Here is a 20,953-nt window from a genome sequence, read left to right as displayed (position 1 = left end):
TTAAACTATAAATAAGCAATGATTATCCCAAGAATAAAATCTTTAATCCATCACGATTTTGTTTTTTTTGATAATATGTTTTGTTGTAAAATAGAAAAAACGTATCATTTTCACAACAATCTAGGCGCTTTTCATGAAAGAACATTTAAAATCAATAGGTTTGTGGGGAATTCTCTCCTTAGGAATTTATAGCCCTATTGCAATGTCTGAAGAAGGAAGCGTTGCTTTAAATAGTTTAATTGAGCAATCGGAAACACCTGAACAACGACTTCGTAACACTATTTTAATTGGTGATTGGTTCATTGAACAAAATGATAATTATACTGCACGTGAATATTATGATCGTGCCATCAATGAATATACTGGAGTCAGAACTCATAAAGAATATTTAGCGTTATTATTGAAAGTCGCTAATTTGGAAAAAGATAAGTTGGCTGCGCGTGCAATTTTGGCAGAAGCAAAGGCATTAGTGGAAACTGATCCTAAAAATGAGTTGATGTATGCTGATATTTTAGAAGCCCTTGTGTGGACTTATGATGCTCAGAAAAAAGATATTCAAGTTGTCACAAGCTTATTAGAAAGCGCAATTGCGATTCGCAAAAAATATCCTTATACACCCGATTACAGTGCAACTTTGCGTGTATTAGGCTGGACATATGAAACACGAGGTTTGTTAAGCCAAGCAGAATATTATTATAACTATGCATTAAATTCTGATCTAAAGTATTTAGGGTTCAGCGATATCCGAACAATTTTAGCGATGGAAAATTTTGCATTATTTTATATGGATTTTAATGAATTAGATAAGGCAAAGCGTATTTTAGATCAGAAGTATGCACAGCATTTAGCAACAGAACCTATCGATTATTATAATTTAGCTCGAACTGAATCGATGTTGGGCTGGGTTTTAGTGCAAACTGATCGTGCAAGTGAAGCTGAATCTGTTTATCTGAGTGCACTTAAAAATGTGAATCGAAGCTTAACAAAATCACCTGAACAATTGCATTATTTCTCATTATCGGCACTGTTTGATTTAATCTATTTTTATGTAGCACAAAATAATTTTGAAAAAGCACTAGAATATTATGAGCAAGCTCAAACAGTGGTGGCTCAAACTGATGGTTTGAGTTTAAAAGAATATGTGGGTGCGCTTGGGCAAAGTGGTATGGAGGAATTAGCCTCTAGCTATGCTTGGGCGATTTATGCTCAATACAATAGTATTCAGCGTTTACATGAGTATATGAACAATAGGAATGCAAAATAGATTATGGCAATTTATGCTATTGGTGATTTACATGGCTGTTACCGAGAATTCAAGAAGCTTTTAGAAAAGATCGAGTTTGACCATAAGCAAGACCAACTTTATCTTGTAGGTGACTTGATTAATCGAGGGCCTAAATCAGAGAAAGTTTTATCATATTTAATGGATCACCAAGATTCTATTTTCCCTGTATTGGGGAACCATGATTTAGCTTTTTTAGTCTTTCAAGCAGGTTTAATTCGTTTAAAGCGCTTTGATACTTATGATGAAATTTTGAAAAGTGAGCGTGTGAATGAATATATAAAATTCATTCGTGAGCAACCTTTGATGCGCTATATCCCAGAGCTAGATATAGCCATTTGTCATGCTGGTTTATATCCTGATTGGACAATTTCACAAGCATTGAATTTAGCAAAAGAAGCAGAAGCTGTTTTGCAGGATGATGAGCAATATGCGGAGTTTTTACCAAAAATGTTTGGCAATTCCCCTAATATTTGGCAAGATGATTTAGAAGGTATTGATCGAATTCGAACAATCGTAAATATTTTTACGCGCATGCGCTATTTACATGAAGATGGACGATTGGATTTTGATGCTAAAGCACCGATGGATAAAGTCGTTGGTTTAGTACCATGGTTCCGTTTCCTGAATCATTTTGAAAAAACTCAAATAATTTTTGGCCATTGGGCATCATTGGGATTACATAATGAAAATAATATTATGTGTATTGATACTGGTTGTGCTTGGGGTGAGAAATTAACTGCGGTACGTTTAGATGCTAATCCACAAATGATCGTACAAAAGAAGCGTAAGAAAGAAGATTAAATGTATTTAACCATCAAAGATAATAAAAAAGCAGTTCATGTGTGTGAACTGCTTTTATTTAATATTTATTTATCATCTTTACGTCTAGATCTGCTAACAAAAATAGCTGCTAAGCCCAAGAGAGGAATGATATATCGAGCATGTGGATATAAGTGAGAATTTGTATTACTAATTGCATACAGGAAAGATCTCTGTCCTTCTTTTCTAGATGGATCAGTTGACGGAAAGAAATTAATCCAAATAGATAAAGCTATTACTGCAATAATAGCTTTATTTTTGGATAGGAAATTCATTACAAACGCTTCAAAGTTGACTTCATTGGTGCACTGTCCTTAATGGTGGCAGCAGCAGGGCAGTGAGTATCCACAAATTCCATGAGTTGTTTGAGCTTTTCTTCAGAAGCATCTGAATCAATTTGATAAATGGTACGAATGTCACTAAAGCCGATATCAAACTCAGGATCACCTTGATAACCGCGAGAATCAAAATCTCCTTCTACAATGATTTCCAAAGAACGATAATCAATACCCATTTTTTTGGCTGTGACTTTTGCCACGATGGATTTACAAGCACCAATGGCGCCCAATAATCCTTCTAATGGTGTCATGCCTGCGTTATTGCTGATGGGGGATGGTTCATCAAAATAGAGTGTGTGATCACGAGCAGTAACTTCCACTTGGAATTTATCTGTGATGGTGGATTTTGCACGGTAAACTTTAGCTGATGATTGTGACATTTTTTCTCCTAAAGATAATCCAAAACATAGCACATACAGTGGTGATGTTTTATTTATTATAATGTTTCTTTATGATCATAAGTCATAAGCAGGTATTGGTCTATAGAGAATCTGTTTGTTTTTGCCCATCTGATGAATAATCTGAGTTTGGCAATGATCAGAGCAACCATTACAACCTGAATTATTACTGAATGATCCACATGTTAATATCAGTTTTTCGATCATTTTCTTTTGCACCCAAATTTCCGCCATATTTTCTATGGCAGATTCAGGTATTTGAAAGTGCATTGCCAATTGCGGCAATGTCACTTCTTGTTGTTGAATAATATAGTTTTTGATCTCAAGTAAAATCATTGACAGCAATGCTTATCAGATTTGTTTTTAACATGGCTTTGCGCAATGATTGTTTGGCTTTGGGAGAAAATATCCACTTTGCCCATCCAGCGTAACAACATAAATAAACCAAGCAGTGCTAAACCTAAAACAATTAGCCAAATGATCGCAGTGCTTGAGCCTAATGTTAATAAATATGCTTGATAATAAGCTGTTGCTAGAATCCAACCAATGATGAAAGTCCAGCTTGCCACTAAAATTGTCCATTTTGTGCCTGCTTCACGATAAACGGAACCTAAAGCCGCAACACAAGGTGTATATAATAAAATGAAGATTAAATATGAAATTACAGCAGCATCTGATGTGAAGTAGTTTTGAATTTTAGTTACAGTGATATCATCCACTTCATTGGCTTCTTGTACGGCAGAAATATCACCATCAGCCGTTTGCTCATTAATTTTTAAAGGGTCGATTAATAATGTAGGAATTTGTGCTAAGTTTTCTGGGATTGTTGCAAAAGCTTCTTTGACTTTATCCCAAAAATTAAAATCCTCATCTTTACTGCCTTCTGAATAGAGTGCATTTAAAGTACCAATCACAGATTCTTTAGCAAAAATGCCTGTGAAAACGCCAACAGTTGCAGGCCAATTTTCTTTTGTGATCCCCATGGGTTCAAATGCAGGTGTAATCGTTTTACCAATGCTAGATAATACTGATTTATCAGTATCTGCATTACCAAAGCTACCATCTGTTCCAATATTATTTAAAATACCTAAAATCGCAACCACAAGGATGATTGCTTTGCCTGCTTTATAAATAAAACTCTTTAAACGTTCCCAAGTAGAGAGCAATGTTCCTTTTAATGTGGGTAAATGGTAAGCGGGTAACTCCATGATAAATGGAGTGTTAGGGCCTTTTAATATGGAAAATTTCAATGCAAAACCTGTCAAAATTGCCACAATAATACCGAGTAAATAGAGCAGATAGACAATCAAACCAACATTATCAGGGAAGAAAATTGCAGCAAATAGTGCATAAACAGGTAAACGAGCACCACAGGACATGAAAGGAATCATCATGATAGACATTAAACGATCACGATGATTTTCCAATGTGCGTGTGCCCATAATGGCAGGAATATTACAGCCAAATCCCACCAGCATTGGTACAAAAGCTTTGCCAGGTAAACCAATGGAACGCATGCCACGATCAACCACCATTGCAGCGCGTGCCATATAACCAGAATCTTCTAATACAGATAAGCATAAGAACATCATGGCTAACACAGGAATAAATGTCGCAACAGTTTTAATCCCCTCACCAATCCCACTGGCTAAAAAGGTTGTGAGCCATTCAGGTGCATTGATACTGCTAAGTAGGTGAGCTAAACCATCCACAAAAATTGCACCAAATAGGATATCAAAGAAATCAATAAAGGCTGAACCAATGTTGATGGCAATGGCAAACATTAAAAACATCACTAATAGAAATATAGGAATGCCAGTAATTTTACCCAAAGCCCAGCGATCAATTTTGTAAGTGAGTTGCGAGCTCGCAATACCAACCGTTTTAATCACTTCTTTGGCAAGTTGGTCAATCGCTTCATAGCGAGAGCTTGCTAGGGCAATATCTAGTTCACCATCGGCCAGTTGTGCAATTTTATTACGTGATGTTTCAAGTGCAGCAAGGTCAGCAGGTGTGAATTTATCACTGATATAATCACCTTTAATGGCTTCAATTAATAACCAATTATTCATGTGATTCAAAATGCTGTGTTTAGAAACAGTTTCTAATTGTGTTTCGATGATATTAGTAATAACAGGATCTAACGTTTTATGAGGTTGGTGATCTAAATATAATTTAGAATCATACGCTGCAATCACTTTTTTGAGCTCTTGAATGCCTTCATTTTTACTTGCACTGATGGCAACAACGGGGCAATGTAATGTTTCTTGTAACAGTGCATGATAAATCTCATAACCCTCAAGTTTTGCCACATCCATCATGTTTAATACGATAATCATGGGGCGCTTGAGATCCAATAATTGGAAGGTGAGATATAAGCAGCGCTGTAGGTTTGATGCGTCGATCACGTTGACAATGATGCTGTCATTATTATCAAGCAAATAGTGACGAACAATGAGCTCATCTTGTGATGTGTTGGTGAAACTATTTTCAAATGAATAGGTGCCAGGCAAATCAACAACTTCTATGGTTTTATCTTCAATTATGAATTTACCTGTTTTTTTATCAACAGTGACGCCGGGCCAATTCGCAACTTTTTGATTGCTGCCTGTTAGTGCATTGAATAATGTGGTTTTACCGCAATTAGGATTTCCCAAAAGAGCAATAGTTTTGGTTTGCATAATTAATCCTCGAGTTCCACTTGAATACTAGCAGCTTCAGTTTTTCGTAAACATAATTGAAATCCACGAATTGTAATTTGAATGGGATCACCCAATGGTGCAGTACGCACAATGCTGACTTTACAGCCGGGCGTGATTCCCATGGCTAAAAGTTTATTACGATAATTTGCATTAGTGGTATTCAATTTTGTAATGAGTGCTGTTTGATGGATAGTAAGCTGATCCAAAGTCGTAGAGGTCATTCGTAAGTACCCTAATTGTTATATGTTGATAATCATACACTATCCCTATTAATGATGATGAATACAGGCTTTGCCTTTATGATTTATGTCAAAAAAAATGTGTATGATTTATCGTTATATCATCGAATTTTGATGACACTATTTATGAATTGCAGGTTATAATTAGCAATTAAGTTTATTTTTTGGCAGCAACGTCAACATAGGAGAAAGCGTGATCACAGGATTTATCCTTCAAAATGGGCGTTTACAACAAATTAAAATCGAAGAGCAAAAAGACATCATTAAAGAGATGATCTGGATTGATTTAATTGATCCGACAGAAGAAGAACGTTTGTTAGTAGAAAATCATTACAAGTTTGAATTGCCTGAAAAGGCTGAAATTAAAGACATCGAAGCATCTGCACGATTTTATGAAGATGATGATGGTATTCATATTCATAGTTTCTTTTTGAATGACTTTGAAGAAAGTTCAACGAATGTTACGGTGGCATTTTCAATTTTTGCAGGTTGTTTATTTACCATTCGTGATGAAGATTTAAGTTCATTCAGGTTATATCGTTTGCGTGCACGTCATCCGAATGTGAACGACATGGATAATGTTGTTAATGCAATGGATATTTTAGTGGGCTTGCATGAAACAGCGGTTGAGCATGTGGCAGATGTTTTGGAAGGTATTTATTCTCGATTAGAACATGTGAGTCGTGATGTATTAGATTACACTAAGCAAAGTAGTGAAGACTCAGGCACAGATGTTAAAAAGCTGAAGAAAGAACAGAAAAAAGAACTAAAAGAAGCAGCACAAGAATCTAAAGCCAAAATGGGCGAAATTTTAGTTTGTATTGCAAGGGAAGAGGATGTTAATGGTAAGGCGAGGTTATCTTTGATGGATACACGTCGTTCATTATCTTTTTTAGTACGTGGTCGTTTGTTGAATGAAGAACAAAATGAAGATGTGCGTGAAATTCTTCGAGATTTAGAATCCTTGACAGGTCACACATCGTTCCTCTTTGATAAGATTAACTTCCTATTGGAAGCGGCAATGGGTCAAATTTCTTTAGAACAAAGCAGAATCATCAAGATTTTCTCCATTGCTTCAGTGGTATTCTTGCCGCCAACATTGATCGCAAGTATTTATGGTATGAACTTCGAAGTCATGCCAGAATTGAATTTCCCTTATTCATATCCGTTATCAATCGCAGGCATGTTCTTGTCGGGCATCGCACCATATTTGCTCTTTAAGAAAAAGGGTTGGTTGTAAACATAAAATAGTATGTGAAAATCTCGCCAAAAGGCGAGATTTTTTATATTTAATCTGTATGACTTACCGACTTTCATGGTTATCTAGATTAATTAGGTATTATTAAAGCAATTTATTTCTTTGTTCTTTAAAGCCATCAATGCTCATATAGTGTGCATAATGTGTTAATCGTATAATATTCACTTCTTTATCTACCTTAAGCTCCCCTTTTTTAATCATTCGTTTTAAGTATTTCTCAACATCTCCACCAAAACAAATGATTGCTTCAGGTTTGATTAGGTCATACTCTTCTTGAAAGCTTGCTATGCTTGAAGCATAAATACTTTGATTTTCAGGTTTTTTGATAGCTTCATTGAATTTATCACTCTCAGTCATATGAATGCCTTTGAATAAGTCAGTCATATAAGAACCTTCATATTTAGTATTTTTTATCATGTAAGGAATCTTGTAATCTTGAGACATTGATCTAATATCATGGAAAATAGACCAATCATCAACTTGAATGTCTCTAGCGGCACAATTTAATGCAAGAAAAATGCCATTAAAATTAATTTTTTCTTTGAAGTTATTTTTGAATGGCTCAAATCCAACATCTTTCTTTTCAATTTTCCCATTGTTAATTTGCTCATCAGAAACATCATATAATGCCCAACTTGCATATTGCCCGTAGTTTTTATTAGACAGAAATTTCAGTACTTGTTCTTTATTCATAAATACTCCTAATTGACGGCCATATGTTGAAACGAAAATAAATTACAGATTAGTTATCTTGGATAGGAAATAATATCGCTAAACCATTACGCATTTCGCCTGCAATCACGCTATAGGTTCTACAGGCTGAATCTGTGCGCATAGTTTCAATACCAATGCCTTTGGTATAAAAGTAAGCAGCTTGCTCAGGCTTTAAGAAAAAGTGAGAAGCGCCTGTGCCGATTAAGATCATCTCAGGCTTTAATGATAGCCATTTGCGAAAATGTGTTTCCGTGATTTCATCAAAGCTTGCAGGCATGATGTCTGTATAAACTTTGCCTTTATAAAGGGCGATTGCACCGTCATAAGTTTCGTTATCAGTGAGTGTAAATTCATTGATATCATATTTTTTAACAGTCAAAAAACCATCATCTTCTTTACGAAGGTTTGATGTGCCGATGTGTTGTGATTCATCATTCTGTGACATTATTTTCCTTCTTTCTTCTGCAATGTTGTATGAATAAGATTTAAAAACTCTTCAGCACTTGTAATGTTTAATGTATCTTCTGCTGATAATGTAATGCCATGTTTCGCTGCAATAGCATCATAACGAACAATGCGATGCTCAACTAAATGTGGGAATACCCAAACAGCAAAATGATCAGGATTGATTTCAGCCCAAGAAGATAAACTTTGTTCTTCACAATAGTTTTTAATCGCATTGTGTAAGAAATCTGCTTGATAATAGAGTGGCTTCGGATATTTTTGTGCACGTTCAATTAATGTGGACATCATGCTATCAGTTGCTTTTAAATAAACCAATAAGCATTCATCAGCGACACTTTGAATAACATCAGGTGCATCCAATTCACATACACTGCCACTAAAATCACAAATAAAATTAGGATAGCCATAAACATTCGTTGCTCGGTTAATGAATGTTTTTGTATCTTCCATTGATTTGATTTCTGCTGTGCGATGCGCTTGTAAGCGTGCTAAGAACTCATCTAAAGGTAATCCGCCTTTATCTAATGCGCCCACCATACCAATGAACATCGAAATCGCACTTAAGTTGTCAAATGTCACATTCGGCGCAATAAAAATGGAATTGTTTCGCAGTAATTTAGCCAAAGCAGGACTTTTCATGGCTTCAATTTTGACTAAATCTGTAATTTCTTCATGCAAGTATCGCGTGCCAATTCGGTAATCAATTGAATAATGAAACCATTCATTTCTAGGTAGTAGATTGGATAACGTGGTTTTACCAACACCGCTCATTCCCATAAGTGCGATGCGTTGATTGTTTTGTTCTAAAAAATTGTACGATTGCATGGTTTTATCAGCTGTAAGAAATAAGAAGAAAAACATTATAGCCAATTCGATATAAATTTATATATGTATTACATTTAAGGAATTGGATTAGGGTGCTATAATTACAAAATTTGTGACATTTTGATGATAGGCACTTTAGGCGAGCGATGATTGAATTAAAGAATATCGAATATGGTTATGGCAATCATATTGTATTAAAAAATATTAATTTAATGGCGAAGAAGGGCAGTGTATTAGTGCTTCTTGGGCCAAGTGGTGCGGGTAAAAGCTCTTTAGTGCGCATTATGAATTTATTGGAAAAACCTAAAGTGGGTGGATTATCTATCGCAGGTTTTGATTTTGATTTTACAAAGAAAATTGCAGATGATGATATTCGTGCATTGCGTCAAAAAGTTGGTATGGTATTCCAGCAATATCATCTTTGGCCACACAAAACTGTGATGGAAAATTTGATCTATGCACCCACACAACTGAATAAAATGGCAAAAGCAGAAGCAATTGCACAAGCTGACAAAATGTTAGATCGTTTGAAGTTATCAGGTTTGGGTAATCGTTTTCCATTAAAATTGTCCGGAGGTCAACAGCAACGTGTTGCAATTGCACGTGCCTTGATGATGTCACCGGAAGTTTTATTGTTTGATGAACCAACAGCTGCTTTAGATCCAGAAATTACTTCGCAAGTTGCAGAAATCATTAACGAATTATCAACGACAGGTATTACACAAGTTGTGGTAACTCATGATGTTGATTTTGCTAAAAAAATAGCAACTGATATTGTATATTTAGAAAATGGTCAAACGGTTGAAGTCGGGAGCCGTGATCATTTTGACAATCCTGTAACACAAGAGTTTAAAGATTATTTATCCCATTAAAAAATACTGAAGGAAAGAGATATGAAAAAGTTGAAAGTTTTTCTAACGCTCGCAAGTTTATGCGTTGGCGGTATGGCATTTGCAAAAGAAGATACCATTCGTTTTGGTACAAATCCTGAATATCCTCCATTTGAATTTAAAACAGAAGCAGGTGAAGTAACAGGGTTTGATATCGATATTGCAAACGCAATTTGTGCTGAATTACAAAAAAAATGTGTATATGTGGCACAAAGCTTTGATTCATTGATTCCAAACTTACGTTTAAAGCGTTTTGATGCAATCATTTCTTCAATGGATATCACTGAAGAGCGCCAAAAGCACGTAACTTTCTCTGAACCTTACTATTTGAATCCATCTGTATTCGTTGCAATGGCGGGTCAATTTAAATCAGTAGATGATTTCAAAACTAAAGAGATTGGTGTTTTGAATGGCACAACTCATCAACAGTATATTAAGGAAAACTTTAAAGAAGCTAATATTAAAAATTATCCTCAATATCCTAATGCAATGAGTGACTTAGAAATTGGTCGTGTGAATGTTGTATTTGGTGATGAAGTGGTTGTAGCTGAGTTTATTAAGCGTAATAACAAGTTAGAAGTTGTTGGCGAACAAGTGAATGATCCTGAATATTTTGGTAATGGCTTAGCAATTGCTGTATTACCAAAAAATACAGAATTGTTAGCAGAAATTAATGGTGCATTGAAAAAAATCAAAGAAGATGGCCGTTATCAAACAATTTATGAAAAATGGTTCAAGTAGTTTTTTTTAATTAATAGTTAGGCGCATTCATGCTCGATTCGTTGTTTTCACAAAGTGGTTTTTTTACAAGCTTATTAAAAGGTGCAGTGACTACCTTAGAGCTTTCATTATTATCCTTAGGGATTGGTTTAGTTTTAGCCATAGTTTTAGCTTTATTAGAGCTGAGCCGATGGAAGTTTATTCGTTATCCTGTTTCGATTATTGTGAACATCATTCGAGCATTGCCTGAATTATTAGTGATTGTATTTGTCGCATTTGGTGTGCCTTATGGCTTAATGCTACTCATGGATGATGTGCCTGAAATTTCAGTATTTGCTTTGGGGGCTGGCGCATTGTCTTTAATTTTTGCATCGTATGCATCGCAAACATTGCGTGGTGCATTACAAGCAGTACCAAGATCACAATGGGAGTCTTGTGATGCTTTGGGTGTTTCTAAAGTGAACGCATTTTTCTCCATCATCATGCCACAAATGTGGCGTCATGCTTTGCCTGGCTTAGGTAATCAATGGTTAGTATTATTGAAAGATACTGCTTTAGTTTATACAATTGGTGTTTCTGATTTAATGTCAGCAGGGCAAACAGCAGCCAATGCAACAGGTGATTTCTTTACTTGGCTGATCATTGCTTCATTAATCTATTTGTCCATCAGTTTATTAAGTCAACAGATTCAAAAAGGGTTCCAGCTCTTTTTAACGCGTCACGAAAGAGCATAAGGGGATAACATGAAAGAAGATGTTTTATTCATCATGGGCGGAATCCCAGTCAGTTTAGGCGTAACATTCGCATCATTAATCATCGGTTTTATTTTGGCTTTGGTATTGGTTTTAGGATTAATTTATAAAGAGAAGAAAAATCCTTTAGCTTATCTAATCAAAGCATTAGTTATTTTCTTAACAGGTACGCCATTATTCATTCAGATTTTCTTGGTTTATTATGCACCTAAGCAATTTGAATTCTTACGTGGCACTTTGTTTGATCATGCTTGGTTTTGTGCTGTATTTGCATTGGCATTGAATTCGGCAGCTTATACCGTTCAATTATTCCATGGTGCGATTATGAACATTGCGCCAGGTTTATGGCAAGCATCTGCCGCATTGGGTTTAAAGCGTTTTCAAGTCGTAAAAATGATGTTTTCCTTAGCGCTTCGTAGAGCGTTGCCAAGTTATTCTAATGAAGTGGTTCTATTATCAAAAGGTTCAGCTTTAGTTTCCACAATTACTATTATGGATATTATGGGTAGAACGATGGAGATAACAGGTCGAACATACGATTATTTAACATATTATGCGGTTGCAGGTGCTGTTTATTTAGTGATCAATGGCATTTTGATTCTCGGTTCTAAGTTAGTTGAGCGTAAGCTCATGGCTTTTGAAGCAGTATGAGTTTACTGAGCCAATTTGAAGAAGCACTATATTATCAAGAAGGATTGCAACCGCTTACGTTGCAGTCTTATTTATCAGATCTACAAAAATTAGAATCATATCTAGCTGAGCAAGATACTCAGCTAGAGCAAGCTGATACAGAAATATTACAAGAATATATCCAAAAGAAGTTGGCTGAAAAAATCAGCCCAAGAAGCATTGCGCGCTTTGTTTCTACCTTTAAACATTTTTATGATTTTTTGATTGTGTCACAAATCCGTGAAGATAATCCTGCACGTAAATTGATTGTGCCAAAATTCACCGCAACGTTGCCTGAATCATTGAGTGAGGATGATGTGGAAGCATTATTGAATGGTCATGATGTGGCAACACCACTGGGATTGCGTGATCGAGCTATGATGGAGCTGTTATATTCATGTGGTTTGCGTGTGACTGAATTAATCTCTTTAACTATGTCACAAATTAATCTACAAGCTGGTGTTGTGCGATTAGTAGGTAAAGGGAATAAAGAACGTTTAGTACCCATTGGTGAAGTAGGTATTGAATGGCTCGAAAAATATTTAGATGAAGCGCGTGGGGAATTATCAAAAGGTAATAGTACAGAATGGCTGTTTTTATCCAATCGTGGGGATGCGATGACACGCCAAGCATTTTGGTATGTGATTAAAAAAACAGCCCAAAGAATCGGCATTTCGTCTACAATATCCCCGCATACATTGCGACATGCTTTTGCAACACATTTAGTAAATCATGGGGCTGATTTACGTGTTGTTCAATTATTATTAGGACATTCAAGTTTATCGACTACGCAAATTTATACTCATATTGCAAAAGAACGCTTGAAATTAATCCACCAAGAGCATCATCCACGAGGATGATTGAGAAAGAGGTAAGTATGAAAAAAATTGCAATTGCTTTGGGACTAATGATGGCAACAACTGGTGTCTCAATGGCAAAAACAGATTTATCCCACATTGAATCTATTCTAGGTGGAATGAAGGTAGAAAAAGTATCACCAAGTGGTGTGAAAGGTATCAATGAGTTATATATTGAAGGTGTGAATTTACCTTTGTATTTATCTGAAGATGGTCGCTATTTGTTTGAAGGTCAGATTACAGATTTGGTTGAGCGCGTAAACTTAACAGAAAATCGCCAAAATAAAATTCGTATAATGGCATTAGAGAAAATGAACCCTAAGGATATGATCATTTACTCGCCAGAAGGTGCAAAAAAACATACGATTACTGTATTTACAGATGTGAATTGCCCATATTGCAAAAAATTACATGATGACATTTCTAAATATCTCAAAGCAGGCGTTGAAGTACGTTATATGGCATTCCCTGCAATTGCGACAAAAGAGCGCATGGAAAGTGTTTGGTGCGCAAAAGATCCTAAAGCGGCTGTAGATGCAGCAATGCATAAACGTCAAGTGGATGCTAAAGTCAAATGTGAAGGTGAAAGCCCTGTAGAAGCTCAATATCAATTGGGGATCTCTTTTGGTATTACAGGTACGCCAAACATTATTTTAGAAAATGGTCAAATGATTGGTGGTTATGTGCCTGCAGAGGAATTAATTAATTTAATTAATAGTATCAAGTAATGACTGTTACTTTAAAAGGTTAGAAAAAAAGAGATAGCAATTTGCTGTCTCTTTTTGTATGGTTAAAATTTTTATGATGTTTATTTTGCTATAGTATTTTTTACTCTGATGAACATCAATGAAAATTTGCGTACCAATGGCAATAGGATTAAAACAGATGGAAATGCGATTGCCCAAGAGATCATCCACGAAGCAGCCCATGTATTGACATGAAAGTTCGCAAAGCCAACACTTCTTAACACGCTGATGCATGAAACGATGCAAGACATTGAGAATGATAAGAAAAATGGTACCAAAAGATGCATGGCTTTTGGTGGTAATTTATAACGATTGAATTGTGAATCTGACATAGATTTCTCCATAGTTTCTATAAAGTAGAATGCATTGAGTAACGTTAATGCTTACGGAAAAATCTTATAACCGATTACTCGTGATTTGGGGCAATGGCTTGGTAAGCTTTTTCAATTTCTAAGTTTGCTTGATTAATAATAGCAACAATTTTGTTTAATTGATCTTGTGAAATCTGATCTTGACGAATTTGATGGCGCATTAACATCTTAAAGCGACGAATAGCATCTTCCAATTCGTTAGAAATATGTACATTATCTTGGGCATGTTTCGTAGATGCTAAGCGCTCTTTGATTAATGTAATTTTTGTTTCATGCTGCTTTAAATAATCTAATCCCAATGCAGTAATCATATATACTTTGCGATGAGTTTCATTGGGATCTTGGAGAATGAGCTCTTGATCTTCTAGCATGGATAATGTTGGATAAAGTACGCCGGGACTTGGCTCATATAGGCCTGAGGTTAAGTCATTAATTGATTTAATTAATTCATAGCCATGGGAATTTTTGGTTTTGAGCTGTAGTAATAATAGTAATTGTATATCACCACGTTCAAATAAGCGCTTTAATCGTTTGCCACCACTATGTTCTTCATGATGGCCATGTCGACCATGCGAGCAATGGTCTTTATGATTATGTTTCATAATTGTCTCCTTGATTTATTCAGATATATCTATATGCATATCTTATGAGTAATTATACATAAAAAAATTTTTCTGTAAATAATTTAGATATATCTATATATTAAATTCAGATGGAATCTTAATTAACTCATTGATAATTAATGGTATATTTTTATGTATTCTTAGTGATTGCTTAAATCATTACTTATATTTAGAATTAGAAAAACAATTTATGATAAAGGCGCTACTATGAATTTATATTATACTTTGATTGACACGCCAATTGGGCAAGTGGTTGCTTGTGATGCAATGGGTAAATTATGTGCGCTAGAGTTTGTAGATGATGCTTTATTAGAGATTGTGGAATTTGTTGCGAAAGCTGCTAAATTAACGCCTAAAGCTGAAGAAACTAAAGTATTAGCACAAACGCGAGAAGAGTTGACAGAATATTTTAGTCAAACACGTAAAAAATTCACTATTCCATTGTTAATGATAGGTACAGAGTTTCAGCAGTCTGTGTGGAATGTATTACTCACAATCCCTTATGGTCGAACCATTAGCTATAAAGATGAATCTATTCAGTTAGGGAATGAAAAAGCAATACGTGCTGTTTCTAACGCAAATGGTAAGAATAAGATTAGTATTATTGTGCCGTGTCATCGTGTCATTGGTAGTGATGGATCCTTAACGGGTTATGCTGGCGGATTGCACCGCAAGCAGTACCTATTGAATTTAGAAAGTGAACAAAATTTATTGATTTGATATAAATGCTTGTTCAATTGTTTTAACATTACATTCTAATATGCCAATGTATGAATCACATGCATTCCCTTGCTTTAGAATTGTATCTGAAATTAATTGCCCGCCATTTGTGATTTGATAATCATTAACAATGGTTGTGATGAAGCGATTTTGTTCCATAGATTCCGCAAAGATAACAGAAATTTGATTATGCGTAATTAAATTCTTAATGCCTGCAAATGTTTTGACGGAAGGTTCACTAATACTATGTGCATCTAAAATAGGAAAGAATTGGATAGGATAGCGTTCAGAAAAATATCGGAAACTATCATGTAATACAATGCCTTTTAATGGTTGATTTGGAATATCTCGCAGTTGTTGCATAATTTTTTTATCTAAATTATGTAATTTTTCACTATAACTTTCTAAGTTTTTTATATAGAAATCTTTGTTCTCAGGATCTTTTGCAATAAAGGCTTGGGTAATATTTTCAGCCATAATGATCCCATTTAATGGGTTTTGCCAAATATGTGGATCTGTATCACCATGGTCATGGTTTTCATGATTTTCGTCATGTTGATGATCATGATCCTTCTTTAAATGAATGATATTGACGCCTTGGCTGGCAGTTATGATTTCACCTTTGAAATTTGCTTGTTTCGTGGCGCGATTGAGCCAATTTTCAAAATTTAAACCATTGACGATTAATAAATCTGCTGTGTATAAATTTTGAATATCAGAGAATGATGGATCATAGCCATGTGGATCTTGATTACGCTTTACCATGGATGTGATTGTTACTTTGTCTTTGCCAATGTTGTGTGCGATATCTTCTAAAATAGAAAATGATGTCACAACATTCAATTCAGCCAATGCAGATGTTGCTAAGCTAGATGCAATAACAAAGGAGAGTAAAAGCTTTTTCATGCTGAATTCCTTGCTTGAAATTTAAGAAGATTGATGATTTTGGATGAAATATTGTCCATCTTGACGGATGATATAGCCTTCGATTTCCATCATGGAAATTGCTTGCATCACAATATGTGCTTCTAACGATGTTTGTATGACGATATCATCAATAGATAAAGGTTGTGTTAATTGATCAAAGATCTGTTTTTCTAAAGGATCTTCGGGTGGGGCAACCGCAACCATTACAATGGATTTTTTAGAAGAAGGGAGTGGATGTTGAATAGCAGTTTGATTTTCATTAGGTAGCCAATGTTTAAGTTCTGAGAAAATATCAAAAGTGGACTCCACTAATTTAGCGCCTTCACGAATCAGTTTATGACAACCTTTGGATTGTGGATTATGAATAGAACTTGGGATCGCAAATACTTCACGGCTAGATTCATTGGCTAAGCGGGCAGTGATTAAGGAGCCTGATTTGTCAGCGGCTTCCACAACTAAAACACCTAATGATAAACCTGCAATGATGCGATTTCTTTTGGGAAAATTATTGGGGATGGCTGGTGTATGTAGTGGAAATTCACTTACTAAACAACCACCTTGCATAACGATTCTTTCAGCTAATTTTATATGATTTTTAGGATAAATTTCATTCAATCCTGTTCCTAAAACAGCAATGGTTGGTGATTGGCTCATTAATGTGCCTTCATGGGCTGATTTATCAATGCCCATTGCTAAACCGCTTGTAATGACAAAACCGTAATCTCCTAATTCTTTTGCAAAATGATAAGCATTCTGTTCGCCCTCTTTAGTAGGGTGACGAGTGCCTACAATACCTAATTGTGGGCGAGATAGAATATTAGGATTACCTTTTAGGAATAATAAGGCAGGTGGATCATCTGATACACGTAATAATTCGGGATATAAATCATCAGTCACCACAATAATATGATGTTGGTCATGAGTATCTTTCCAATGAATGGCCGCTTCTGCTTTTTTTCTAGCAATCTCTTCGCGGGATGAGATTACCGTATCTGTCATACCTGCTTTGCGCCATTCGCTATTAGAAGCATTAACTGCATTAGTGGCAGAGTCAAAATGTGCAACTAATTGCATTAGTCGTTTGGAACCAATATTTTTTGTGTAATAAAGCGTGAGCCAGTCAATCAACATACTTAGAGAACCACTTTCAGGCTGATGAGTCGTGCTGAAATTATAACAAATATCTCAATGGGTTATGATTTAATGTGTCGAAGCTTGAGCAAATGGCAAGAGAATATTCCAGAGTACAACTGTGATAAAAGAAATAGGAATGCCAATGCTTGTTAAAAAGTTAGCTAAATCAGGATTTAAATTTTTATCTGCAGCCATAATAACAGCCATAACCATAGGCGCCATACCAACCTGCATAATGGAAACTGCAGCGGTTAAAGGTGATAAATTGGTGAAGACAAACATTGCTAATAAAGCGATACCTAAAGGCATCATAATTAATTTAATGGTTAAGCCGATTGAAATGAATTTAATCATACTTTTATCACGGGGTATGGTTAAGCTGCACCCAATGGATAGCATTGTTAAGGGAGTTAAAAGAGAACCGAATGTCGATAATGTGTATTGTACTGCCTCAGGGTATGGAAAAGGGCGAAGTAGTACGCCAACTATCAGTGCAACAACAGGAGGGTAAAGCAACATTCTAATAAGCATTTGCTTAATATCTACACTTTTTCCTGAATATAAATTGGCCACTAAAATACCCAATGTAAATAGTACTATAAGGTTAGATTGATCAATAATGATTGCGGTATTTAATGCTTCTTCTCCCAATAATGCTGAAACTAAAGGAAATCCCACAAATGATGTGTTACTGGTGCCACATAATAAAATTAAACAACCAGTTGTTACTTTAGAAATTGGAATAAAAAACTTAATTAAATAGATAGTTGCTATGGCGATAATGAAACCAATCCAAGGTGTTGCGATGGGGAAGAAAGCATCGCCTGCGAGGTTGATCGTATGAATTTTATCTAAAATCAATGCAGGTAGCGCAACTCGAACAACTAGTAAATTGAGAGAGCGAATCAATTCCTGAGGGTTGGTCAATCTGGAAAGAATTTTACCAACTGTAATACAAACAAAGATAAAAATTAAACCGCTCATGATGACCTGTTTCTAAAAATTATATGATAGGTTTAATAATAGCACCATTTATCCAATTTATATTAGCTTTTGCACCATTTTTCAATGAACCTAAGTATGGATATAGATTGAGGGCTGTAGCAGGATTTTTTGTAATCATCTGCAAGGCTTGCTCAAAAGAATAACCAATATTCATTGTGTTATTAAGGCTAGTAAAGAGATCTATATGTGCACCAGCTAATTTACCTTCATGATTCACAAGTTTGTTATGTTCTTTGTAAATCGTATGGCCATTAAATTCAAATGAAGTGATATCACTCCCTAATGTTGCCATGGCGTCTGTGACTAGAATCATATTATCAAGGTGTTTAGCTTCTATCGCAATTTTTACCATGATAGGATCAATATGGATGCCATCATGAATGATTGTTCCCCAGCTATTTCGATCAGAAATAGCAACACCTAATATGGAAGGCTCTCTTGATAGCATGGGTGGCATTGCATTGAACATATGAGTAAAACCAGAGATGCCAGCTTTCAGTCCTTTTTGTGCCTCTTCAGCTGTTGCATTACTGTGGCCTGCAAATACCGTAATGCCAGCATCTTTAAGTTCTGTAATGATATGAGATTCAACAGTTTCAGGTGCGAGTGTTATAAGAATTTTGCCTAAGTTACGAGATTGAATATTTTTAAGTAACTGATCGTTTAAAATATGGATATCTTGATCAAAGTGAATGCCACGTTTTAAGTGATTAATCATAGGGCCTTCTAGATGAATCCCTAATAAACCTTGCATATTTTGTTCTATGGCAGCTTCGACTGCATCCAATGTTTTATGAATGATTGTATCATCACTTGTGATCAATGTCGCTAGTAATTCATGTGTCCCTAGTGATCTATGTGCTCCAAGGATTCTTGTTAATCCTTGAATGGTGGGATCATTATTCAATAAAATACCACCGCCACCATTGACCTGTAGATCAATGAAGCCAGGCACTAATGTACCAACTTCATAAACCAATTGTTCATTAAAAATGGCAGAATCAGTAATATTAAGAACAGTATTATGTTGAATATTTAACCAAGCATTATGATGATATTGCTCACCATCATAAATACTTGGTGCATAGATTGATTTCATTATATTGGCGATATAAGATTGAATTTAAACTGTTTTAGTGATCTTATTCAAAAATGGTGGTGTATCTGGATTTAATCCTTTTTTGACAGCAATTTGTTCGATGATACTGTACATAACCGTCGTTTGGATTAAAGGTTGAATAATTGAGCAAGATGTCGGTACTATTAATGTTTTATCATCAAATGCTTTATTATCAACAGTATAAATATTTGCACCTAATGCGACTAGCTTTTCATTGGTTTCTAACGAAATTTTATGTGTTTCATCATTCATTAGAAAATGTAGAATAGGAATGCCACGTTCAAGTAAGGCTAGTGGGCCATGAAAAAATTCTGATGCAGAATAGTCATTGGCAAATATTTGGCAAGTTTCATTGAATTTTAATGCAATTTCTCTCGCAGTACTATAATTGTAGCTGCGACCTAAGCAGAACAAGTTATCAGCAGTCAGCATAGCATCTGTAAACTCATCCCAAGTAGAATTGACCACTTGATCCATCACTTCAGGTAAGTGGTAGAGTTCATCAGCTAAATCGTTCTTGCCACAAAACATTGCATAGATCGAAGCAAATGCATAGAGTGTTGCAATGTATGATTTAGTTGCTGCAACACTATGTTCTTTACCTGCTTTTAAACCAAATAAAAAATCTGAGAGTTTTGCAATAGGGGATGATTCATCATTGACCAAAGCAATGATAGTTGCACCACCTGCTTTAGCATTTTCAGTATATTTAATTAAATCAGGGCTAGCACCTGACTGTGAACAAACAAATAATAAATGGTTATCAAACTTCAAAGTGCGATCATAAATAGATGCAATAGAAGGTGATGCCATAGAAACAGGGATATTTAGAGCTGTTTCAAAAATATATTTTGCATAATAGCATGCATTTTTTGAGCTCCCGCGACCTAAGAGTGTAATACCGCTAGGTGTTTCTTTTCTTAAAAATTCTGCGAGTTTAATCAACATCGGAGCATTGCTTTCTCCTTGTTTGGCAATGACCTCTGGTATTTCTTTGATTTCCTTTGCCATATAAGTCGACATAATTTATTCCTTGTTTAAATGTTTCAATTGATATGCACCAACATAGCTTTTGGCAAATTGCATCGCCACACGGCCGCTTCTAGAACCACGTAATAGTGCAAATTGTAGTGCTTCTTGTTCGATTTCTTGAGTGAATTCAATTGAGCCATCTAAAATTGCAATCCAATTTTGAATGACATCTAAATATTCTTTTTGTGAAAAACTATAGAATGTTAACCAAATTCCAAAGCGTTCAGACAATGAAATTTTTTCTTCAATAGCTTCGCCTAAGTGAATTTCACCTTTAGTATCCATTTTAGCACTTTGGTTGTCACTCATGTATTCAGGTAATAAATGACGACGATTAGAGGTTG

General features: G+C 35.3%; 25 protein-coding genes. 10 read left to right on the top strand and 15 right to left on the bottom strand.

Annotated elements, in window-relative coordinates:
• Positions 1-133: 133 nt before the first annotated feature.
• Together BZK14_RS05470 and BZK14_RS05465 are read left to right on the top strand one after the other, a co-directional pair.
• The gene (locus tag BZK14_RS05470) at positions 134-1,264 is read left to right on the top strand and encodes a tetratricopeptide repeat protein (RefSeq protein WP_245831177.1); all 1,131 of its coding nucleotides are present in this window, start codon (positions 134-136) and stop codon (positions 1,262-1,264) included.
• A gap of 3 nt (positions 1,265-1,267) precedes the next feature.
• Complete coding sequence (locus tag BZK14_RS05465) at positions 1,268-2,086, top strand: symmetrical bis(5'-nucleosyl)-tetraphosphatase (RefSeq protein WP_077925551.1); 819 nt, start codon at positions 1,268-1,270, stop codon at positions 2,084-2,086.
• Positions 2,087-2,378: 292 nt separating this feature from the next.
• On the opposite strand, the gene BZK14_RS05455 is transcribed toward BZK14_RS05465, so the two are convergent.
• The 4 genes from BZK14_RS05455 to BZK14_RS05440 all read right to left on the bottom strand — a co-directional run bounded on the left by BZK14_RS05455 (position 2,379) and on the right by BZK14_RS05440 (position 5,763).
• A complete protein-coding gene (locus BZK14_RS05455; RefSeq protein WP_077925549.1) occupies positions 2,379-2,822 on the bottom strand; it encodes an OsmC family protein in 444 nt (147 codons plus the stop codon).
• Positions 2,823-2,897: 75 nt separating this feature from the next.
• On the bottom strand, positions 2,898-3,176 hold the full coding sequence (locus BZK14_RS05450) for a FeoC-like transcriptional regulator (protein ID WP_077925548.1): 279 nt from the start codon (positions 3,174-3,176) through the stop codon (positions 2,898-2,900).
• Positions 3,173-5,521, bottom strand: a complete 2,349-nt coding sequence (gene feoB / locus BZK14_RS05445) for a Fe(2+) transporter permease subunit FeoB (RefSeq protein WP_077925547.1) — start codon at positions 5,519-5,521, stop codon at positions 3,173-3,175. The genes BZK14_RS05450 and feoB overlap by 4 nt, the downstream gene beginning before the upstream one ends.
• 2 nt (positions 5,522-5,523) lie before the next feature.
• Positions 5,524-5,763 carry a FeoA family protein gene (locus BZK14_RS05440; protein ID WP_143691363.1) on the bottom strand — a complete coding sequence of 80 codons (240 nt, stop codon included), beginning with the start codon at positions 5,761-5,763 and terminating at the stop codon, positions 5,524-5,526.
• Between the two features lie 211 nt (positions 5,764-5,974).
• On the opposite strand from BZK14_RS05440, the gene corA reads away from it, so the two are divergent.
• Positions 5,975-7,021 carry a magnesium/cobalt transporter CorA gene (corA, locus tag BZK14_RS05435; RefSeq protein ID WP_077925546.1) on the top strand — a complete coding sequence of 349 codons (1,047 nt, stop codon included), beginning with the start codon at positions 5,975-5,977 and terminating at the stop codon, positions 7,019-7,021.
• 102 nt (positions 7,022-7,123) lie between these two features.
• Here corA and BZK14_RS05430 read toward each other — a convergent pair whose 3' ends face one another.
• From BZK14_RS05430 to BZK14_RS05420, 3 genes are read right to left on the bottom strand one after another with little or no spacing between them, the layout of a single operon-like run.
• A complete protein-coding gene (locus BZK14_RS05430; protein ID WP_077925545.1) occupies positions 7,124-7,732 on the bottom strand; it encodes a hypothetical protein in 609 nt (202 codons plus the stop codon).
• Positions 7,733-7,781: 49 nt separating this feature from the next.
• Positions 7,782-8,198, bottom strand: coding sequence for an MTH938/NDUFAF3 family protein (locus BZK14_RS05425; protein ID WP_077925544.1), 417 nt, complete (start codon positions 8,196-8,198; stop codon positions 7,782-7,784).
• Complete coding sequence (locus BZK14_RS05420) at positions 8,198-9,043, bottom strand: DEAD/DEAH box helicase family protein (RefSeq protein ID WP_077925563.1); 846 nt, start codon at positions 9,041-9,043, stop codon at positions 8,198-8,200. Before BZK14_RS05420 ends, BZK14_RS05425 begins: the two co-directional genes overlap by 1 nt.
• Positions 9,044-9,189: 146 nt before the next feature.
• On the opposite strand from BZK14_RS05420, the gene artP reads away from it, so the two are divergent.
• The 6 genes from artP to BZK14_RS05390 are packed head-to-tail and all read left to right on the top strand — an operon-like array spanning position 9,190 to position 13,659.
• Positions 9,190-9,915, top strand: a complete 726-nt coding sequence (artP, locus tag BZK14_RS05415; protein ID WP_077925543.1) for an arginine ABC transporter ATP-binding protein ArtP — start codon at positions 9,190-9,192, stop codon at positions 9,913-9,915.
• 21 nt (positions 9,916-9,936) lie between these two features.
• Positions 9,937-10,674, top strand: a complete 738-nt coding sequence (locus BZK14_RS05410; protein ID WP_077925542.1) for a lysine/arginine/ornithine ABC transporter substrate-binding protein — start codon at positions 9,937-9,939, stop codon at positions 10,672-10,674.
• Positions 10,675-10,703: 29 nt separating this feature from the next.
• The gene (locus tag BZK14_RS05405; protein ID WP_077925541.1) at positions 10,704-11,387 is read left to right on the top strand and encodes an ABC transporter permease subunit; all 684 of its coding nucleotides are present in this window, start codon (positions 10,704-10,706) and stop codon (positions 11,385-11,387) included.
• 9 nt (positions 11,388-11,396) lie between these two features.
• Complete coding sequence (locus tag BZK14_RS05400; protein WP_077925540.1) at positions 11,397-12,056, top strand: ABC transporter permease subunit; 660 nt, start codon at positions 11,397-11,399, stop codon at positions 12,054-12,056.
• Positions 12,053-12,934: a site-specific tyrosine recombinase XerD gene (gene xerD / locus BZK14_RS05395; RefSeq protein ID WP_077925539.1), complete on the top strand. Its 882-nt coding sequence runs from the start codon at positions 12,053-12,055 to the stop codon at positions 12,932-12,934. Before BZK14_RS05400 ends, xerD begins: the two co-directional genes overlap by 4 nt.
• 17 nt (positions 12,935-12,951) lie before the next feature.
• Positions 12,952-13,659, top strand: a complete 708-nt coding sequence (locus BZK14_RS05390) for a DsbC family protein (protein ID WP_077925538.1) — start codon at positions 12,952-12,954, stop codon at positions 13,657-13,659.
• A gap of 80 nt (positions 13,660-13,739) precedes the next feature.
• Here BZK14_RS05390 and BZK14_RS05385 read toward each other — a convergent pair whose 3' ends face one another.
• Together BZK14_RS05385 and BZK14_RS05380 are read right to left on the bottom strand one after the other, a co-directional pair.
• On the bottom strand, positions 13,740-14,009 hold the full coding sequence (locus BZK14_RS05385) for a DUF2798 domain-containing protein (protein WP_281249081.1): 270 nt from the start codon (positions 14,007-14,009) through the stop codon (positions 13,740-13,742).
• A 74-nt stretch (positions 14,010-14,083) separates the two neighbouring features.
• On the bottom strand, positions 14,084-14,650 hold the full coding sequence (locus BZK14_RS05380; protein WP_077925536.1) for a PadR family transcriptional regulator: 567 nt from the start codon (positions 14,648-14,650) through the stop codon (positions 14,084-14,086).
• Positions 14,651-14,878: 228 nt separating this feature from the next.
• On the opposite strand from BZK14_RS05380, the gene BZK14_RS05375 reads away from it, so the two are divergent.
• Complete coding sequence (locus tag BZK14_RS05375) at positions 14,879-15,391, top strand: methylated-DNA--[protein]-cysteine S-methyltransferase (protein WP_077925535.1); 513 nt, start codon at positions 14,879-14,881, stop codon at positions 15,389-15,391.
• On the opposite strand, the gene BZK14_RS05370 is transcribed toward BZK14_RS05375, so the two are convergent.
• The 6 genes from BZK14_RS05370 to BZK14_RS05345 form a co-directional block, all read right to left on the bottom strand.
• Positions 15,380-16,297 carry a metal ABC transporter solute-binding protein, Zn/Mn family gene (locus BZK14_RS05370; RefSeq protein WP_077925534.1) on the bottom strand — a complete coding sequence of 306 codons (918 nt, stop codon included), beginning with the start codon at positions 16,295-16,297 and terminating at the stop codon, positions 15,380-15,382. The two genes, BZK14_RS05375 and BZK14_RS05370, sit on opposite strands and share 12 nt — an antisense overlap.
• 21 nt (positions 16,298-16,318) lie before the next feature.
• Positions 16,319-17,449, bottom strand: coding sequence for a DNA-processing protein DprA (gene dprA, locus BZK14_RS05365; RefSeq protein ID WP_077925533.1), 1,131 nt, complete (start codon positions 17,447-17,449; stop codon positions 16,319-16,321).
• Positions 17,450-17,518: 69 nt separating this feature from the next.
• Positions 17,519-18,436 (bottom strand): AEC family transporter, encoded by a 918-nt coding sequence (locus tag BZK14_RS05360; RefSeq protein WP_077925532.1) that lies wholly within the window; start codon positions 18,434-18,436, stop codon positions 17,519-17,521.
• A 19-nt stretch (positions 18,437-18,455) separates the two neighbouring features.
• The gene (gene nagA / locus BZK14_RS05355; RefSeq protein WP_245831175.1) at positions 18,456-19,556 is read right to left on the bottom strand and encodes an N-acetylglucosamine-6-phosphate deacetylase; all 1,101 of its coding nucleotides are present in this window, start codon (positions 19,554-19,556) and stop codon (positions 18,456-18,458) included.
• Between the two features lie 24 nt (positions 19,557-19,580).
• Complete coding sequence (locus BZK14_RS05350) at positions 19,581-20,600, bottom strand: SIS domain-containing protein (RefSeq protein ID WP_077925530.1); 1,020 nt, start codon at positions 20,598-20,600, stop codon at positions 19,581-19,583.
• A 3-nt stretch (positions 20,601-20,603) separates the two neighbouring features.
• The coding region (locus BZK14_RS05345) for a DUF815 domain-containing protein (RefSeq protein ID WP_143691362.1) at positions 20,604-20,953 on the bottom strand (350 nt) is incomplete at its 5' end.

This window comes from Wohlfahrtiimonas larvae (assembly GCF_002006755.1).
GTDB lineage: Bacteria > Pseudomonadota > Gammaproteobacteria > Cardiobacteriales > Wohlfahrtiimonadaceae > Wohlfahrtiimonas > Wohlfahrtiimonas larvae.
Note: the sequence above shows the minus strand (reverse complement) of the source record. Positions and strands in the feature narration are given on the sequence as shown.